Genomic DNA, 15785 nt, shown 5'->3' on the forward strand with positions numbered 1-15785 from the left:
TTAGCTATGTTAGATTTCTTTTAGTGCCAGACGCCGCCGCCTTGGCAATGATGGCCACTGGCATTCATATCTTTTCGCTTGATCAATACAGCCTTTGCTTCCAGCGAAAAGTGTTGGGTTGGTTTTTTAGTCAGATCGGAGATAGGGGAAGTACTAGCTTTCATGAATTACTCTCTGGTTGGGTGGCGGACTTGCCACAACCAAAACCATAAAGGTATACCTACTGCCTTGTAAGGTAAGAAAATTGTTTGGAGTTGTGAGTTTTTTCAATGCGTTTTGTAGGAAATGGTTAGAAATATGTGAATATTTTTCGTAACTTGTTATTTTTATTGAATTTAAATTTTCGAGCAGGAGGGACAGGATGTATTAAACCATTTCGAATAGGCCGCTAAGGTACTTGGAGTTTTACCTGTTCGTGGGGAGGGTGTAAGGACAGTCTTCTGCAGGTGGGGAGGGAGTTTTGGTTGCTGATCTGGTTTTTATAGATGGTGTTTTGAGTGATAGAGACGCGAGGTAAATGGATAGCGGTCCTTAAGACAGACTCCCTCTGCCATCAAAGGGAGTCTGATCAACCTCAACTATTGGGCAACAACCGGCACGTAATGCTCTTGATATACCGCGTCTCGACAATCGCCGGGTGCACCGGGTGGTCCGGGCCCTGGCCGCCGCGCTCCAGCAACTGAATGTTGCGGTCCAGGTGACGGGCGCTTTGCAGCAGGATGTTTTGCAGGTCGTCTTCAGGCAGGTGCATCGAGCACGAGGCGCTGACCAGGATGCCGTCCTTGCTGAGCAGGCGCATGGCTTGTTCGTTCAGGCGGCGGTAGGCGCCTTCGCCATTCTTCAGGTCTTTCTTGCGTTTGATGAAGGCGGGCGGGTCGGCGACGATCACGTCGAAACGCTCTTCGGAGGCCTTGAGTTCTTTCAGGGCTTCGAACACATCACCTTCGATGCAGGTCACTTTCTCGGCAAAGCCGTTCAGCGCTGCGTTGCGTTCAACGCCGTCCAGTGCAAAGGCCGAGGCGTCGACGCAGAACACTTCGCTGGCGCCGAACGCGCCGGCCTGGATGCCCCAGCCGCCGATGTAGCTGTACAGGTCCAGCACGCGCTTGCTCTTGACGTAAGGGGCCAGGCGGGCGCGGTTCATGCGGTGGTCGTAGAACCAGCCGGTCTTCTGGCCGCCCAGTACCGGGGCTTCGAATTTCACGCCGTTTTCTTCCAGCGCGACCCATTCAGGCACTACGCCGTAAACGGTTTCGACATAGCGGTTCAGGCCTTCGGCGTCGCGAGCGCTGGAGTCGTTCTTGAACAGGATGCCGCTGGGCTTGAGCACTTGCACCAGAGCGGCGACCACGTCTTCCTTGTGTTGCTCCATGGTCGCCGAAGCCAGCTGTACTACCAGAATATGGTCGAAACGGTCGACCACCAGACCCGGCAGCAGGTCCGAGTCGCCATACACCAGACGGTAGAACGGCTTGTCGAACAGCCGCTCGCGCAGCGACAGCGCCACGTTCAGGCGGTGTACCAGCAGCGACTTGTCCAGCGGCAGCTTGATGTCGCGCGACAGCAGGCGCGCGCAAATCAGGTTGTTGGGGCTCATGGCGACGATGCCCAGCGCCTTGCCGTTGGCGGCTTCCAGCACGGCCTGGTCGCCGGCCGCGAATTTGTTCAGCGGCGTGGCGGCCACGTCGATTTCATTGCTGTAGACCCACAGGTGGCCGTTACGAAGGCGACGGTCGGCATTGGCTTTCAGGCGCAGGCTGGGCAGGGACATGACGTCGCTCCGAAAAAAAGAGCGGGAGTATAGCGCGTCATCCCGGCCAAGGGCCGGAAGGACGCGAATTAACCCTGGGTCTCAGACAGACAGCGCTTCGATCAGGCGCTTGTTGAAGGCCGGGATATCGTCGGGCTGGCGGCTGCTGATCAGATTACCGTCGGTCACCACTTCTTCATCGACCCAGTGGGCACCGGCATTGGCCAGGTCGTCCTTGAGGGTCTTGTAGCTGGTGAGCGTCTTGCCCTTGACCAGTTCGGCAGAAATCAGCAACCAGCTGCCGTGGCAAATCACCGCCAGGGGTTTGTTCTGGCCATTGATCAGCCGCACGATGTGTTGCGCGCCTTCATCCACACGAATGGTGTCGGAATTTTGCACGCCGCCGGGCAGCACCACGGCGTCGTAGTGTTCATCCTTGGCCTGCACAAAGGTGCGATGGACCTCGAAGTCGTCTGCCGGCTTGTCGTGATTCCAGCCTTTGACCTTGCCGGCCTGGCTGGAGAGGATTTCGACCTTGGCACCGGCTTTTTCAAGCGCCTCTTTGGGGCCGGTGAGTTCGACCTGCTCGAAACCATCGGTCACCAGAAATGCAACACGTTTCCCACTCAGTGAACTGGACATGAACGTCTCCTGTCTCGGCTTGGTCTGTTATCTGGCACACAGGTTTACGGCGCGCCAGTGTTAAAGAGTCCGAAGCCTGAGGCGCTGCAAAGTTCATGAAAAATCACCGGGTGGTGATGGACCGTTTCTGATTAAGGGGGCAGAATTCCGATCTGATCCCGAGTAAGCATCTATGTCCCAAGAGTTGACCCAAGAGCAGATCCAGCTTGCCCTGCAAGGCATCAGTGTGCCGCCGCAGCCGCAAATCCTGGTCGATCTGCAGATGGAGCAGTACATGCCCGATCCTGATCTGGGCGTGATCGCACGGCTGATTTCGCAGGATCCGGGGCTTTCCGGTGCGCTGCTGAAAATCGTCAATTCGCCGCATTACGGCCTGTCGAACAAGATCGCCTCGATTGATCGGGCCGTGAACCTGCTGGGCAGCCGCACGGTGATCAACCTGATCAATGCCCAGTCGATCAAGGGTGAGATGAGCGATGAAACCATCGTTACGCTCAACCGTTTCTGGGACAGCGCCCAGGATGTGGCCATGACCAGCCTGACCCTGGCCAAGCGCCTGGGTTCGCAGACGGTCGATGAGTCTTACGCGCTGGGGCTGTTTCACGATTGCGGCATTCCGCTGATGCTCAAGCGTTTCCCGGACTACATGCCGGTGCTGGAAAACGCCTACGCGCGCGCCACCGCCGACTGGCGCATCGTCGACACCGAAAACGACACCTTCAACACCAACCACTCGGTGGTGGGCTATTACACCGCACGCTCGTGGCGCTTGCCCGAGCACCTGTGTGCGGCGATTGCCAACCACCACAATGCGCTGGCGATCTTCCAGGACGATTCGAGCCGCAACGCGCCGCTCAAGAACCTGATGGGGCCGCTGAAGATGGCCGAACACATCTGCCAGTCGTATCGGGTGCTGGGCAATCAGGACGAAGACCACGAATGGGAGGCGGTCGGCCCGCTGGTGCTCGATTACGTCGGCTTGTCCGAATACGATTTCGAATACCTCAAGGAAAGCATCCGCGAATTGAGCGGACACTGATCACAACCTGAGTTCCCCATGCCCGAATTACCTGAAGTCGAAACCACCCGCCGGGGCATTGCGCCGCATCTGCAAGGGCAGCGCGTCAGCCGCGTGATCGTGCGTGACCACCGTCTGCGCTGGCCGATCCCCGAAGACCTGGATGTGCGCTTGTCCGGGCAGCGCATCGTCGAGGTCAGCCGGCGGGCCAAGTACCTGCTGATTCAGGCCGAGGTCGGGACACTGATCAGCCACTTGGGGATGTCGGGCAACCTGCGCCTGGTCGAGGCCGGGCTGCCGGCGCTCAAGCATGAGCATGTCGACATCGAGCTGGAGTCGGGGATGGCGCTGCGCTACACCGACCCGCGACGTTTCGGCGCGATGCTCTGGAGCCTTGATCCGCATAACCACGAACTGCTGGTGCGGCTGGGGCCGGAGCCGCTGACCGACCTGTTCGACGGCGCGCGGTTGTTCGAGCGCTCGCGTGGCAAGTCGATGGCGGTCAAGCCGTTCATCATGGACAACGCGGTGGTGGTCGGGGTGGGCAATATCTACGCCACCGAAGCGCTGTTCGCGGCTGGCATCGATCCGCGCCGCGAGGCCGGAAGCATTTCCAGCGCGCGTTATCTGAAGCTGGCCATCGAGATCAAACGCATCCTGGCGCATGCCATCGAGCGCGGCGGCACCACCTTGCGCGATTTCATCGGCGGCGACGGCAAGCCTGGGTATTTTCAGCAGGAGCTGTTCGCTTACGGGCGTGGCGGGCAACCGTGCAAGGTCTGTGGCAGCCTGCTGCGCGAGGTCAAGCTGGGCCAGCGTGCCAGTGTCTTCTGCCCCAAGTGTCAGCGCTGAAAAGCCCGGCACACAAAGCCTTTACACAGTGCCGGCGTGCGGCCCTTGCTTAACCCTTGCCGCTGTTTATAGTTAAGCGCATTCAAACCGTGCAGCCGAAGGATCCAGCATGAGCCCGTTCCGCATTCTCGCCGTTACCTTGGCCTTGTTCATCGGCGTGCAGGCCATGCCCGCCATGGCCAGCTTCGATCACCCCACCGGTGAGGGCAACCCGGCCTACGAAATCCAGAACCCGCCTGCTTTCGCCATGATCGGCGACCTGCTGATCGCCCGGCCGCTGCTGATTGCCGCAACCGTGGCCGGCACTGCGCTGTTTGTGGTGGCCTTGCCCTTTACCGCGACCGGCGGTGGCATCGGCCGCACCGGCAAGGCGCTGGTGGTCGACCCGGCCAAGGCCGCCTTTGTGCGTTGCCTGGGCTGTACCGGCGATCGTTACGGCGAGCAGGAGTAATCAGGGATAGCGATCAGGCCTTGCCGGTGATGATGAGGTACTTGCTCATCAGCTCGTCCTTGCTCTCGACGCGGTTTTCATCCAGCGGGATGCAATCGACCGGGCAGACCTGCTGGCACTGCGGCTCGTCGTAATGGCCGACGCATTCGGTGCACAGGCTGGGGTTGATCACGTAGATCTCTTCACCCTGTGAAATCGCTTCGTTCGGGCACTCGGGTTCGCAAACGTCGCAGTTGATGCAATCGTCAGTGATGATAAGGGACATGCAACACTCCTGCCGCGGGGGGACCGGGCACATGAAAACCAATGCGGCGAATTGTGCCGCATTAGGTCTCGGGATGCACCCTGAGCTTACAGTCAGCTCACTTCCAGCAGATCAAGGGCGCTTGAAGCGCTCGTTCAATGCCTCGGCCACCGCCGGGTGCACGAACTTGGTGATATCGCCGCCCAGCGCCGCAATTTCCCGGACCAGCGTCGAAGAAATGAACGAGTAACGCTCCGAAGGCGTCAGGAACAGGCTTTCGACGTCCGGTGCCAGTTGCCGGTTCATGTTCGCCAGCTGGAATTCATATTCGAAGTCCGACACCGCACGCAGACCGCGCAGCAGTACATTGGCGCCTTGCTCCTTGGCGAACTGCGCCAGCAAGGTGGAGAAGCCCAGCACCTCGACATTGGGCAGGTGGCGGGTGACCTCGCGGGCCAGCTCCACGCGCTGCTCCAGGCCGAACAACGGGTTTTTCTTGGGGCTGGCCGCCACCGCGATGATCACGTGATCGAAGAGGCGCGAGGCGCGTTCGACCAGATCGCCGTGGCCCTTGGTAATAGGGTCGAAGGTGCCTGGATACAACACTCTATTCATCGCGCGGTCCTGTAAGGAATCCGTTGAGGGACTCGGATGGTATCGCAGCCGCTTGCAGGGGCCAAGCCAAGAGCCTTTCGACCTAAGTAACAAGCGCCGATAATCGGCCACCGGCAAGGCGGTTGAAAGCGGGCATACCAAAGGCCAGTCGACGTCATCGGCTGCCACAGCCTATGCTCGATATCTTGGCGTTGCTATTTGCCACGCCGCCCGATTATTCGCTTTTCTGCCTACAGGAGTTCGTTATGCCGATTGCGCAACTGATCAGCCCCCGGGAGCTGGCCGCCCGGCAACAGGCGCCGAATCTGGTGATCCTCGACTGCCGCTTTGCCCTGGAAGACTCCGATTACGGGCAGCGCAGTTATGCTCAGGGGCATATCGACGGTGCTGCATTTGCGGATCTGGAGCGCGACCTCAGCGGGCCGGTGACCAAGGGCAAGACCGGCCGTCACCCGCTGCCCGACCCCAAGGTGCTGCTGGAGAAGCTGCGTGGCTGGGGCATCAACGATAACAGCGACATCGTGCTGTACGACGACGGCCCCGGTGCTTTCGCCGCCCGTGCCTGGTGGTTGCTGGCCTGGCTGGGCAAGCGCGACGGTGTTTACCTGCTCGATGGCGGCCTGAAAGCCTGGCATGCGGCAGGCCTGCCGCTGAGCCTCGATGCGCCGGGCAACAAGCCGGGCCAGTTCAAGGGCGAGCCGGACATGTCGCTGCTGTTGAGTGCCGAGCGTTTGCAAAGCCGGCTCGGGCGTCCGTCCCTGACGCTGATCGATGCCCGCGCCGAACCGCGTTTTCGCGGTGAGGTCGAGCCTATCGACCCGGTCGCCGGGCATATTCCGGGCGCGCAATGCCTGGCCTTCACCGATAACCTTGGCGCCGATGGGCGTTTTCTGCCGGCGGCGCAACTGCACGAGCGTTTCGCCCAGGCCCTGCAAGGTCGCTCGCCCACGGACCTGGTGGCCTATTGCGGCTCTGGCGTGACCGCCTGCCATAACCTGTTCGCGATGGCGCTGGCCGGTTACCCGCTGGGCGCGCTGTATGCCGGTTCCTGGAGCGAGTGGATCACCGACGCCCGCCGCGAAGTGGCGACCGGCGCCTGATTCAGGCTTTAAAGAATCCAGCGCAACAGAAAAAACACCGCCAGCCCGCCACCGATGGTCGCCAGCAGGTTGCGGGTCAGGGCGGCGATGCCGATGCAGGCAATGCCGCCCAGCAGATAAGGATTGCTCAACGACACCTGCCAGTTCTGGCCATCGGGCAGCAACATGCCGGGCACCACGATAGCGGTCAGCACCGCCGTCGGCACATAGTGCAAAGCCTGGCGCACCACGGGTGGAAAGCTCAGGCCCGGCCAGGCGAACAGGCTGTAACGCAGCACAAAGGTAATCGCGGTCATGGCTGCCACCAGCCACCAGAAGCTCATGACTTCACCTCGCCGGCATTTTCCTGCACCGCTGCCGGACGCCTGCGTTCCAGCAGCACGCCGGCGACGATGCCGCTGAACGCGGCGGCCATCAGCCCTAGCTTGTAGGGCAGTTCATAGGTCAACAAGGCAACGCCGCCGGCCACCAGCGCGGCGGCGATCTGCGGCCGGTTGCGCAACATCGGCACGACAATGCCGATGAACGTGGCCAGCATGGCGAACTCCAGCCCCCAGCCTGCCATGTCCGGCACGGCCTGGCCGAACAACACGCCGATCAGCGAACTGCCAACCCAGCAGGTGTACAACGCCGTGGCCACGCCCAGCCAGTACCAGTGCGCCTGCGGCGTGCGGCCATGGACCAGATAAAAGCGCTGCACCACGGCAAAGGTTTCGTCGGTCAGCCAGAACGCCAGCAATATCCGCCAGCGTTGTGGCAGCGCACTCACCTGCGGCTGCAGGGTCGCGCTGTACAGCACATGGCGCAGGTTGACCACCAGCGTGGTCAGCAGAATCACCGCTGCACTGGCGCCGGAGCCCAGCAGGCTGATGACGATAAATTGCGCCGAGCCTGCATACACCAGCGCCGACATGCCCACCGCCTGCAACAGCGAAAGCCCGCCAACCCCGGCCAGCGTGCCGAAAATGATGCCAAACGGCGCGATACCGACCTGCATCGGCACACTGTCGCGAAGACCGCGATAAAACAGATGACTGCGTGACATGGGAATACCACCTCCTTGTGCCGCGCATCTTAATGCTTTTTGCAACTACACCGTCATGCTGCGTGGGTACGGGTTATCCCGTTCATGGGCAATGCCCAGCCACAACGGAATGCGCCGCTCCAGGTAATACCGGGGCTTTTTCAGCGAGCCTTCGACAAACCCCACATGCCCGCCGCGGGCTTGCAGTTCGAAGTCGATGCACGACGAAAGCTCGGCCGGTTCCGGCAGGCTGTGGGCGAACACGAACGGGTCGTCGAGCGACTGGATAATCAGCGTCGGCGTGCGGATCTGGCCGAGAAAATAGCGGCTGGACGCGCGTCGGTAGTAATCATCGGCATCGGCAAAGCCGTGCAGGGGCGCGGTCACCCGGCCGTCGAAGTCCCAGAAGGTGCGCAGGTTTTCCAGCGAACCGAGGGCGGCCAGTTCGGCCAGGCCTTCGCTGAGCCCTTCATGCTGGAAACGTCGCTGTTTGTCGCGGATATAGCCGAGCATCTCGCGCATGAAGTGCCGTTGGTAGACCTTCGAGAAGCCCTGGCTCATACGATTGGCGCACTGGTCCAGCCGAAACGGCACCGACACCGCGACGGCGCCGAGCAATTGGCTGTAGTCGCCCGACTCGCCCAGGTACTTGAGCAGCACATTGCCGCCCAGCGAATAGCCCACCGCATACAGCGGTGCCTGCGGTCGCCTGGCGCGCAGATGGGCGATGACCGCCGCCAGGTCTTCGCTGGCGCCGGAGTGATAACTGCGCGAACGCAGGTTGGGCTCGCCCGAACAGCCGCGCCAGTTGAGCGCCACGCTGGCCCAGCCCTGCGCCATCATGGCCCGTTGCAAACCCACCACATACGGCGAATTCGCCGAGCCGGTCAGCCCGTGCAATACCAGCACCAGCGGTGTCTCGGGCTGGTGCGGGCCATGCCAGTCCAGGTCGAGAAAGTCGCCATCGTCCAGCCACATGCGCTCGCGGGTTCGCTCGATCGGCATGCCCCGGCGCAATAACGGTCCCCAGAGGGTTTGCAGGTGCGGATTGCCCAGCCCGGTGGCGGGCACGAAGGGGCTGACGTGGAGGGGATGGAAGGAAGGCGAGGGCATGGCGTCAATCGTCGGTCCAGACAAAGTCGTTGCCTACGTTGCCATCAAGTCGGGCCAGATGTAAGGGCTGATTGCCCCAATGGTGCCAATGCCAGGCCGTATCGGGCGATTGCCAGTGCAACCGCCCGTTGGCCATCAAAGCCCTTCGAGCTTGCGCCGTTCCAGCGCCAGGTCCTGGGCGCTGAGCGGTACATAGCCCTCTTCGCTGGCGGTCTGCGCGCGCACCAGTGCCTGACCCTCATCGCTCAAGGCCAGGCGCAGGTACGCCTTGATAAACGGTGCCAGTGACTGGTCCGGGGCGTGATTGACCATGAGGTACAACCCCGCCGACAGCGGATAAGCGCCCTTGGCCACATCGGCCAGCGCCGGACTGTAGGCGGGTTCGCCGGGCTTGCTGCTGAGCGGCACGATGCGCAATTGCGGGGCGATCTTGCCGGCCTCGACCCAACCGGTCAGGCCGATGCCATAAGGGTCTTTGGCCACCGCTGCAAGCACCGCCTCACGGCTGTCCAGCGCCTCGTAGCGCGGGCTGAAGGGATAAGCCCCGAAGCGATCGATGCGCTGGTTGGTGGCAAAGCCGCCGTCGTCACGCAAGCCATAGACGTGGATGCGCCGTAGCTGCCAGGCGCCGTCCAGGCCCAGTTGTCCCCAGGTCGTGAGATCGCCTTGCGGCTGGCCGGCGGTGACGATTCGGGCCAGTTGCTGCAGGTCCAGCTGTGCCAGCGGGTTGTCCGGGTGGACATACACCGCAGGCGGCGTCTTGCCGTTGGCGCGCGGGCCATGACCCGAGTAGCCGATGCGGATCGCCAGCGGTTTGCGCTCGAAGACCTGCACGAAGGCATTCATGTCGCCCAGCCATGGCTCGCGCGACATGGGCGCTATGGCGGTGGCGCCGGCGGTCAGCGCGGGCAGGGCGACCGACGAACCCTTGGCGGTCACGGCAAAGCGAAAGCCCGGATGCTGGCGCACAAACAGCGCGTTGAGCTGTTCGACCAGGGTTTGCATGCCATCGTTGCCGATGATTGCAATCGCGCCGTCAGTGGTCAGGTAGCTGGCCTGAGTGGGCGGCTGCAAAGCCTCGGCCTGTGCTGTGCCCAGGCAAGCAAGGCCGGTCAGCACACACAGCGCTGATTTGAAAAACCTGTTCATGGCGCTGCCACCTCATCAAGTCTGGCCAGTTCGGCCCGTGCCTGTTCGGCGCTCAGCGGGAAGTAGCCATTGGCCTGGCTGGCGATGATCTGCTGGCCTTCGCGCGACAGCACCAGGCGCAGGTATTCCCGGGCGACCGGGTCCACCGCCTTGCCGGGTTCTCGGCGCAGGTACAGATACAGGTAGCGGCCATAAGGGTAACGGTCGGCAAGAATCTGATCCGGTGTACCGGTGCTCAGGCTGCCATCGCGCTCATCGACGATGGGCAGTTGCTTGATCCGCTCGTTTTCCAGACCGATGGCGGCGACCGCCAGGCCGGCCGGGTCCGCCGCCAGACGGGCAAGGATCGCCTTGGTATTGCCATAGGCTTCATAACCCGGCGTCAACGCTCGGCCGTCCAGCTGGTTGCTTTGCATGTAGGTGCCAAAGCCGGTGAACTCAGGCGTGCCGAAGGGATGAATGCGCCGCTCGCGCCATTCATCGGCCAGCCCCAGTTGGCCCCAGGTCGACAGGTCGCCTTGCGGGTTGCCGATGCTCAGCGCCCGGCTGACCTGCGTGGCACTGATGCGGGTCAGCGGGTTATCGCGGTTGACGTACACCGCCAGCGACGTCGCCAAGTGCTGCGAGGTGTCATTGGCGGCATGGGCGATGCGGATTTCCAGCGGTGCGCTGCCGACGATCTTGCGGTAGGCCTGGATTTCCAGCGGGTTGATCTCCCGGCCCATGGCGCCGAACAGCGTCACGCCGTGGGTCAGCAGCGGCACGGCGCTGGTAGTGCCTTTGGACTCGTCGACAAAACGCCACTCGGGATGGTGCTGGTGCAAGGCGGCATTGAAGCGCTCGACGATATAGCGCACATGTTCGGCGCCGCCGATGCGAATCGCACCGTCGGCATTGAGGTAGCGGGCCTGGGCAGGCAACGCCGCAGGCTGGGGCCGATAAGCCTCCAGCTGCGGGTCAAGGTTTGGGGCTGTAGCGGCGAGCGTCTGGCTGGCAAGCAGCACGGCGCTCACCAGCAACAGCGCCCTGGGCATAGAAGCGATCATGACGATTCCCTGGCTGAGAGGCTTAGAACGCTACGGTGACTTTGCCGATGACCTGACGCGGTTCGCCGATGGCAATCGCCGGCGAACCCAGGCCGCTGTTGGACACGTAATAGGTCTCGTCGAACAGGTTTTTCAGGTTCAGTTGCAGGGTCACGTCTTTCTGGTCGAGCTTGAGCTTGTAGCTGACAAAGGCATCGGCCACTTTTGCCGACGGCAGCCAGTACTCGGTGCCTGCGCCGTCGTTGGCGCCCCACTTGCTCATGTAGCGGCCGCCGAAGCCTGCGCGCAGGTCGCCGATGCCGACATGGCCGAAGTCGCGGGTCAGGTACAGGGCAGCGGTGTTTTTCGATACGCCGTCCAGCGGCTGGCCTTTCAGGATCGGGTCCTTGGTCCATTCGGTGTCGTTATAGGCGTAGCTGGCGGTTACGCTCCACTGGGCGTTGATCTGCCCGGTCACGTCCAGCTCGACCCCGCGCGAGCGCGCTTCGCCACCCAGGCGGGTGCAGGTTTCGCTGCCGCAGGCGACACTGGTCTGCACGTTTTCCTTGACGATGTTGAAGGCCGCCAGGCTGGCAGTCAGGTAATCGTTCTGGAACTTGGTGCCGATCTCCCAGGCTTTGCCTTCTTCGGGCGCCAGGTCGCCGATCACCGTGGCGATCGAGGTGTTGGGGCGGAACGACTCGGTGTAGCTACCGTACACCGACCAGTCCGGCTGGATCATGTACACCAGGCCCAGACGCGGCACGGTCTTGCTGCGATCGACATCGGCACCGACCACGAATGGCCGGCCCTTGCCGGTCATTTCGGTGAACGACTCATGGCGCAGGCCGGCCTGCAGGATCCAGTTGTCGCTCAGGTGGATCGAGTCCTGAATGAACAGTGCATGGGTGTGCAGTTCATCGGTCTGCTCGCTGTTGGCGGCGCTGACCCGGCTGGGTGTCGGCACCAGGCCATAGACCGGGTTGTTGTAGTTGAAGCCGGTGTCGTTGACGTTACGGATCAGGTCGCCCAGGTGCCGTTCGTTCTTCATGTAGTCGACGCCCACCAGCAATTCGTGGCGCATGCCGGCGAACTCCAGGTTGCCCAGCGCATTCAGCGTGGCGGTGTGGGCTTCCTGCTCGGCATCACGGGTGGCATCGCCACGGCGGGTGACTTGGCCGGTGGTGAAGTTGGCCGAGATATAGCGCGACTGCTGGTCGTTGTAGTAATTGCGGCTGTAGCCGTAGCCGGCCTTGAGCGTCCATTGCTCGTTGAGGCGGTGCTCGGCGTTGAGGTTCAGGGCATCGGAGCGGCCGGTGGTGATGTTGAAGTGCTCGTCCAGGCGGCGCTTGCGCGGAATATCCAGCACCTTGCCGGTGGTGGTGTTGATCTGCGTGCCACGGTCGAACGGCACCGAGTATTCCATGTGCTCGTAGGCGGCGGTCAGGGTGGTGTCTTCACCGAACCAGGACAGCGACGGCGCAAACACTTCCTGGTCGATGCTGCCGAAGTTGCGCCAGTAGTCGGACTCTTGCTTGTCGTAGATCAGCCGATAGGCCAGGCCGCTGTCGCCCAGGGGACCGGTGCTGTCGAACTGACCGCCACCGCCGCCGAAACTGGTGCCCCAGCCCGACACCGAAGTGGCCTGGGTCAGTTGCGGCTTCTTGGTGACCACGTTGATCACGCCGCCCGGGTCCTGCACGCCATAGAGCATCGAGGCCGGGCCCTTGAGCACTTCGACGCGCTCGGTGGTCGGGGTGAAGTTACGCGCCTGCACCGACTGCATGCCGTCGCGCATGATCGAGTTGTCGCGGTTGGTGCCAAAGCCCCGCTTGATGATCGCATCCTGCGTGCCGCCCAGGGTGTTGCCCTGCTTGACGCCGCTGACGGTATTGATCGCTTCGTCCAGGCTTTGCGGGCTGCGGTCGGCAATCGCGCGCTGGGTCACGACATTGACCGACGCCGGCGTCTCGACCAGCGGCGTTTCGGTGCGCGAGGCTACGGTCGAGGCCACGGCCTGGTAGCTGGTCTGGCTCTTTTGCGTGGTGGTCTGGCTCAGGCGCGTGCTGTCGATATTGATATCGCCCAGCTCCACGGTCTCGGCGGCCCACGCCGGTTGCGCCAGGCTCAACAACAACACGCTGCTGGCGCAGGTTAGTGGGGCAAATGCGGTGGGCTGCCTGGATTTCATGCGGATGCTCTGCTCGTCGGTGAAGTGAAAGTGGGCAAATTCTGCTTTTCTCACTCACTGCACGGACGCCGAGGGCAAACACCTCACATAAAAATGAAAATTATTTGCATGTTGCTGCAAAGATCGCTGGGATCCCGCAGGACCGGCTTTAGCCGGGAAGGCCGTTATGCGGTGTCTGCTTCCCGACTAAAGTCGGTCCTACGGGGCCGTATTACGAGGTCTTAGAACTCCAGGCGTGCCGACAGCACCCACTGGCGTGCATCGCCCATCGAGACGAAGTACTGGCTGACGCTGGAGGTGTAGTAGTGCCGGTCGAACAGGTTGTTGATGTTCAGTTGCAGGCTCGCCTTGTGCTCGCCCAGGCGCGTGTCGTAGCGGGCGAACACGTCGGTGACGGTGTAGGCCGGTAGCGGGAAGCTGTTGGCCGGGTCGATGGCCCGTTCGCCGACATAGCGTGGGCCGCCGCCCAGGTGCAGGCTGTCGCTCAGGTCATGGCTGAGGTACAGCGAGCCGCTGTGGCGTGGCACGTTTTGCAGCGGTTTGCCTTGCAGGGTCGGGTCGCGGGTGACCCAGGCGTCGGTGAAACTGTAGGCGAACATCAGTTGCCAGCGCTCGGCCAGGCGCCCGCTGGCTTCCAGTTCCAGGCCGCGCGAGCGCACCGCGCCGGCATTGCGGCTGACCGGCAAATCGTCGACCGTTTCGCTGACCAGCACGTTGCGCTTGCGAATGTCGTACAGCGCAAGGCTGGCCGACAGCCCGTCCGCTTGCTCGAACTTGAGTCCGGTTTCCCAGGCACTGGCCTGCTCGGGCTTGATGCTGGAGTCGATGATCTGCGCGCTGGCGGCGTTCAGCGGCGCAATGCTGGAGTTGGGCTTGAACGATTCGCTGTAGCTGGCGTACCACGACCAGTCCGGGGCAAAGCGGTACACCAGCCCGGCACTGGGCACCCAGGCGGTGCCGTTGATATCGGTATTGGCGTGAAACGGGCGGCCGCGACCGGCGTACTGGTCGTAGCTCAACACGCGCACACCGAGTATCGCGCTCCACTGCTCGCTCAGGTTCAGGGTGTCGCGCAGGTACAGCGCGTGGGTGCGCAGGCGGTCGAGCTGATCGCTGGCGCTGTCCGACACCTGCGTGGGCACGACCTCGCGGCCATACACCGGGTTGCGATAGCTGAAGGTGCTCTGGCTGGTCTGGCGCAACAGGTCGCGGCGAAAATACAGCCGGTGTTCGGTGCTCAGCCCGGCCAGAATGTCGTGCTCGATGCCCAGCCAGCGCGTGCTGCCCGACAGCTCAAGCTGGCCTTGCTGGTCGCGGCTCAACGAGCCCAGCGTGCCGTCCATGCTGCGCGTCAGGGTGCCGGCGCGCGGGTTCACGGCGGTGATCCGCACCTGATAAGCGTCGTAGGTTTCCTTGTTGTAGCTGTAGGCCCCGCGCAGCTCCCAGTCATTGGCCAATGTATGGCGGTAGTTCAGGCGCAGCAGGTGCGAGCGCCCGGTCATGTCGTTGAAGGGCTCGTCCAGGCGCCGGTCATAAGGGATGTCGAGTACCCGGCCGGTGCTCGGGTCGATGGCCGTGCCCCGGTCGAAAGGCGTCACGAAGCGGCGCTGCTCCCAGGCCAGCAGCAGTTCGTCCTGCTCGCCATACCAGGCCAGCGACGGCGCGACCAGGCTTTCGCGGCGCACGCCATAGTTGCGCCAGTAGTCTTCATCCTGATGATCGAGAATCAGCCGCCCGGCCAGCCCGCTGTCGCCCAAGGGCCCGGTGCTGTCCAGTGTCGTGGCCGTGCCGGCGCGGCCATGGGCGTACAGCGAGGTCTTGGCCTGTACCTCGTTACGGGTCTGCAACTGTGGGGTTTTGGTCAGCACATTGATGACCCCGCCAGGGTCCTGAATGCCATACAACAGGGCGGCGGGGCCCTTGAGCACTTCGATGCTCTCGGTCGTGGCGTTGAAATTGCGCCCCTGCACCACCGGCATGCCGTCGCGCAGGATCGAGCCGTCGCGGTTATCGCCAAAGCCGCGCTTGATCAGCGTGTCCTGGGTGCTGCCCAGCGTATTGCCTTGGGTCACGCCGCTGACATGGCGCAACGCATCGTCCAGATTGCGCGGTTGCTGGTCCTGCAACACGGCGCTCGGCACGCGGCTGATGGACTGCGGCTGCTCCAGCCATGACGCTCTGGAATGATTGATGCGGGTGGTGCTTTGCGGCTGATAGCTGTCAGGGCGCTGGCTGTCGATGCGCAAGGGCTGTAACTGCAACGAGCCTGCGCCGATATCGGCAGTGATGGGCGCTGTCAGCGCCAGGGTACGTTCATCGATGCGCTGAAAGGTCAGGGCGGTGCCGGCCAGCAAGCGGGTCAGGGCCTGTTCGACGCTCCATTGCCCGCTTAACGCTGGAGCCTGTAGCCGGTAGGGTTGTTCGTCGGTGTAGACGATGTTCTGCCCGGTCTGGCGGCTGAGTGCGGCCAGGGCGTCGGTCAGCGATTGAGCGGCGAGGTTGATGCTGTAGCGAGCCGGGTCCGCCGCTTGCGTGGGTAACGACAGGCTCAGGGCGCAGGACATCAATAAGGGTCGCCACAGGCTGCGCATCGAAGCTCGGCTCATCGTCG

16 protein-coding genes are annotated in these 15785 nt (G+C 62.6%); 4 read left to right on the forward strand and 12 right to left on the reverse strand.

The genetic code is table 11. From position 1 onward, the window contains the following. Window positions 1-20: 20 nt before the first annotated feature. The 3 genes from ACYAS9_RS07685 to ACYAS9_RS07695 all read right to left on the reverse strand — a co-directional run bounded on the left by ACYAS9_RS07685 (window position 21) and on the right by ACYAS9_RS07695 (window position 2392). Window positions 21-164, reverse strand: coding sequence for a hypothetical protein (locus ACYAS9_RS07685; protein ID WP_463567715.1), 144 nt, complete (start codon window positions 162-164; stop codon window positions 21-23). Window positions 165-574: 410 nt separating this feature from the next. Next, the gene (locus ACYAS9_RS07690) at window positions 575-1771 is read right to left on the reverse strand and encodes a class I SAM-dependent rRNA methyltransferase (RefSeq protein ID WP_463567716.1); all 1197 of its coding nucleotides are present in this window, start codon (window positions 1769-1771) and stop codon (window positions 575-577) included. An 81-nt stretch (window positions 1772-1852) separates the two neighbouring features. Further along, entirely contained in the window at window positions 1853-2392 is a 540-nt protein-coding gene (locus ACYAS9_RS07695; RefSeq protein ID WP_463567717.1) for a type 1 glutamine amidotransferase domain-containing protein, read from the reverse strand. A 226-nt stretch (window positions 2393-2618) separates the two neighbouring features. Here ACYAS9_RS07695 and ACYAS9_RS07700 point away from each other — a divergent pair, with 226 nt between their 5' ends. From ACYAS9_RS07700 to ACYAS9_RS07710, 3 genes are all read left to right on the forward strand, one after another. Beyond that, complete coding sequence (locus ACYAS9_RS07700) at window positions 2619-3431, forward strand: HDOD domain-containing protein (protein WP_463567759.1); 813 nt, start codon at window positions 2619-2621, stop codon at window positions 3429-3431. Between the two features lie 18 nt (window positions 3432-3449). Further along, the gene (mutM, locus tag ACYAS9_RS07705) at window positions 3450-4262 is read left to right on the forward strand and encodes a bifunctional DNA-formamidopyrimidine glycosylase/DNA-(apurinic or apyrimidinic site) lyase (RefSeq protein WP_463567718.1); all 813 of its coding nucleotides are present in this window, start codon (window positions 3450-3452) and stop codon (window positions 4260-4262) included. Between the two features lie 109 nt (window positions 4263-4371). After that, window positions 4372-4713: a multidrug transporter gene (locus ACYAS9_RS07710; protein ID WP_463567719.1), complete on the forward strand. Its 342-nt coding sequence runs from the start codon at window positions 4372-4374 to the stop codon at window positions 4711-4713. A 13-nt stretch (window positions 4714-4726) separates the two neighbouring features. Here ACYAS9_RS07710 and ACYAS9_RS07715 read toward each other — a convergent pair whose 3' ends face one another. After that, window positions 4727-4978, reverse strand: coding sequence for a YfhL family 4Fe-4S dicluster ferredoxin (locus tag ACYAS9_RS07715; RefSeq protein ID WP_087268466.1), 252 nt, complete (start codon window positions 4976-4978; stop codon window positions 4727-4729). Between the two features lie 111 nt (window positions 4979-5089). Further along, the gene (gene coaD, locus ACYAS9_RS07720; protein ID WP_463567720.1) at window positions 5090-5572 is read right to left on the reverse strand and encodes a pantetheine-phosphate adenylyltransferase; all 483 of its coding nucleotides are present in this window, start codon (window positions 5570-5572) and stop codon (window positions 5090-5092) included. A 245-nt stretch (window positions 5573-5817) separates the two neighbouring features. Here coaD and ACYAS9_RS07725 point away from each other — a divergent pair, with 245 nt between their 5' ends. After that, a complete protein-coding gene (locus ACYAS9_RS07725; protein WP_463567721.1) occupies window positions 5818-6672 on the forward strand; it encodes a sulfurtransferase in 855 nt (284 codons plus the stop codon). Between the two features lie 8 nt (window positions 6673-6680). Here ACYAS9_RS07725 and ACYAS9_RS07730 read toward each other — a convergent pair whose 3' ends face one another. The 7 genes from ACYAS9_RS07730 to ACYAS9_RS07760 all read right to left on the reverse strand — a co-directional run bounded on the left by ACYAS9_RS07730 (window position 6681) and on the right by ACYAS9_RS07760 (window position 15780). Continuing rightward, the gene (locus tag ACYAS9_RS07730; RefSeq protein WP_463567722.1) at window positions 6681-6995 is read right to left on the reverse strand and encodes an AzlD domain-containing protein; all 315 of its coding nucleotides are present in this window, start codon (window positions 6993-6995) and stop codon (window positions 6681-6683) included. Further along, a complete protein-coding gene (locus tag ACYAS9_RS07735) occupies window positions 6992-7717 on the reverse strand; it encodes an AzlC family ABC transporter permease (RefSeq protein WP_463567723.1) in 726 nt (241 codons plus the stop codon). The genes ACYAS9_RS07730 and ACYAS9_RS07735 overlap by 4 nt, the downstream gene beginning before the upstream one ends. A gap of 45 nt (window positions 7718-7762) precedes the next feature. After that, the gene (locus ACYAS9_RS07740) at window positions 7763-8809 is read right to left on the reverse strand and encodes a hydrolase (protein WP_463567724.1); all 1047 of its coding nucleotides are present in this window, start codon (window positions 8807-8809) and stop codon (window positions 7763-7765) included. A 135-nt stretch (window positions 8810-8944) separates the two neighbouring features. Continuing rightward, window positions 8945-9958 (reverse strand): PstS family phosphate ABC transporter substrate-binding protein, encoded by a 1014-nt coding sequence (locus tag ACYAS9_RS07745; RefSeq protein ID WP_463567725.1) that lies wholly within the window; start codon window positions 9956-9958, stop codon window positions 8945-8947. Next, window positions 9955-11004, reverse strand: coding sequence for a PstS family phosphate ABC transporter substrate-binding protein (locus tag ACYAS9_RS07750; protein ID WP_463567726.1), 1050 nt, complete (start codon window positions 11002-11004; stop codon window positions 9955-9957). The genes ACYAS9_RS07745 and ACYAS9_RS07750 overlap by 4 nt, the downstream gene beginning before the upstream one ends. A 22-nt stretch (window positions 11005-11026) precedes the next feature. Beyond that, on the reverse strand, window positions 11027-13174 hold the full coding sequence (locus ACYAS9_RS07755) for a TonB-dependent siderophore receptor (protein ID WP_463567760.1): 2148 nt from the start codon (window positions 13172-13174) through the stop codon (window positions 11027-11029). A gap of 221 nt (window positions 13175-13395) precedes the next feature. Continuing rightward, entirely contained in the window at window positions 13396-15780 is a 2385-nt protein-coding gene (locus tag ACYAS9_RS07760; protein ID WP_463567727.1) for a TonB-dependent siderophore receptor, read from the reverse strand. Window positions 15781-15785 lie beyond the last annotated feature (5 nt).

This window comes from Pseudomonas sp. HP_08, from assembly GCF_055284095.1.

Excerpts from the sequence above, each read along its gene's own strand:
- ACYAS9_RS07685 (WP_463567715.1), bottom strand. The coding sequence starts at position 164 with ATGAAAGCTAGTACTTCCCCTATCTCCGATCTGACTAAAAAACCAACC.
- ACYAS9_RS07690 (WP_463567716.1), bottom strand. The coding sequence starts at position 1,771 with ATGTCCCTGCCCAGCCTGCGCCTGAAAGCCAATGCCGACCGTCGCCTT.
- ACYAS9_RS07695 (WP_463567717.1), bottom strand. The coding sequence starts at position 2,392 with ATGTCCAGTTCACTGAGTGGGAAACGTGTTGCATTTCTGGTGACCGAT.
- mutM (WP_463567718.1), top strand. The coding sequence starts at position 3,450 with ATGCCCGAATTACCTGAAGTCGAAACCACCCGCCGGGGCATTGCGCCG.
- ACYAS9_RS07710 (WP_463567719.1), top strand. The coding sequence starts at position 4,372 with ATGAGCCCGTTCCGCATTCTCGCCGTTACCTTGGCCTTGTTCATCGGC.
- ACYAS9_RS07715 (WP_087268466.1), bottom strand. The coding sequence starts at position 4,978 with ATGTCCCTTATCATCACTGACGATTGCATCAACTGCGACGTTTGCGAA.
- coaD (WP_463567720.1), bottom strand. The coding sequence starts at position 5,572 with ATGAATAGAGTGTTGTATCCAGGCACCTTCGACCCTATTACCAAGGGC.
- ACYAS9_RS07725 (WP_463567721.1), top strand. The coding sequence starts at position 5,818 with ATGCCGATTGCGCAACTGATCAGCCCCCGGGAGCTGGCCGCCCGGCAA.
- ACYAS9_RS07730 (WP_463567722.1), bottom strand. The coding sequence starts at position 6,995 with ATGAGCTTCTGGTGGCTGGTGGCAGCCATGACCGCGATTACCTTTGTG.
- ACYAS9_RS07735 (WP_463567723.1), bottom strand. The coding sequence starts at position 7,717 with ATGTCACGCAGTCATCTGTTTTATCGCGGTCTTCGCGACAGTGTGCCG.
- ACYAS9_RS07740 (WP_463567724.1), bottom strand. The coding sequence starts at position 8,809 with ATGCCCTCGCCTTCCTTCCATCCCCTCCACGTCAGCCCCTTCGTGCCC.
- ACYAS9_RS07745 (WP_463567725.1), bottom strand. The coding sequence starts at position 9,958 with ATGAACAGGTTTTTCAAATCAGCGCTGTGTGTGCTGACCGGCCTTGCT.
- ACYAS9_RS07750 (WP_463567726.1), bottom strand. The coding sequence starts at position 11,004 with ATGATCGCTTCTATGCCCAGGGCGCTGTTGCTGGTGAGCGCCGTGCTG.
- ACYAS9_RS07755 (WP_463567760.1), bottom strand. The coding sequence starts at position 13,174 with ATGAAATCCAGGCAGCCCACCGCATTTGCCCCACTAACCTGCGCCAGC.
- ACYAS9_RS07760 (WP_463567727.1), bottom strand. The coding sequence starts at position 15,780 with ATGAGCCGAGCTTCGATGCGCAGCCTGTGGCGACCCTTATTGATGTCC.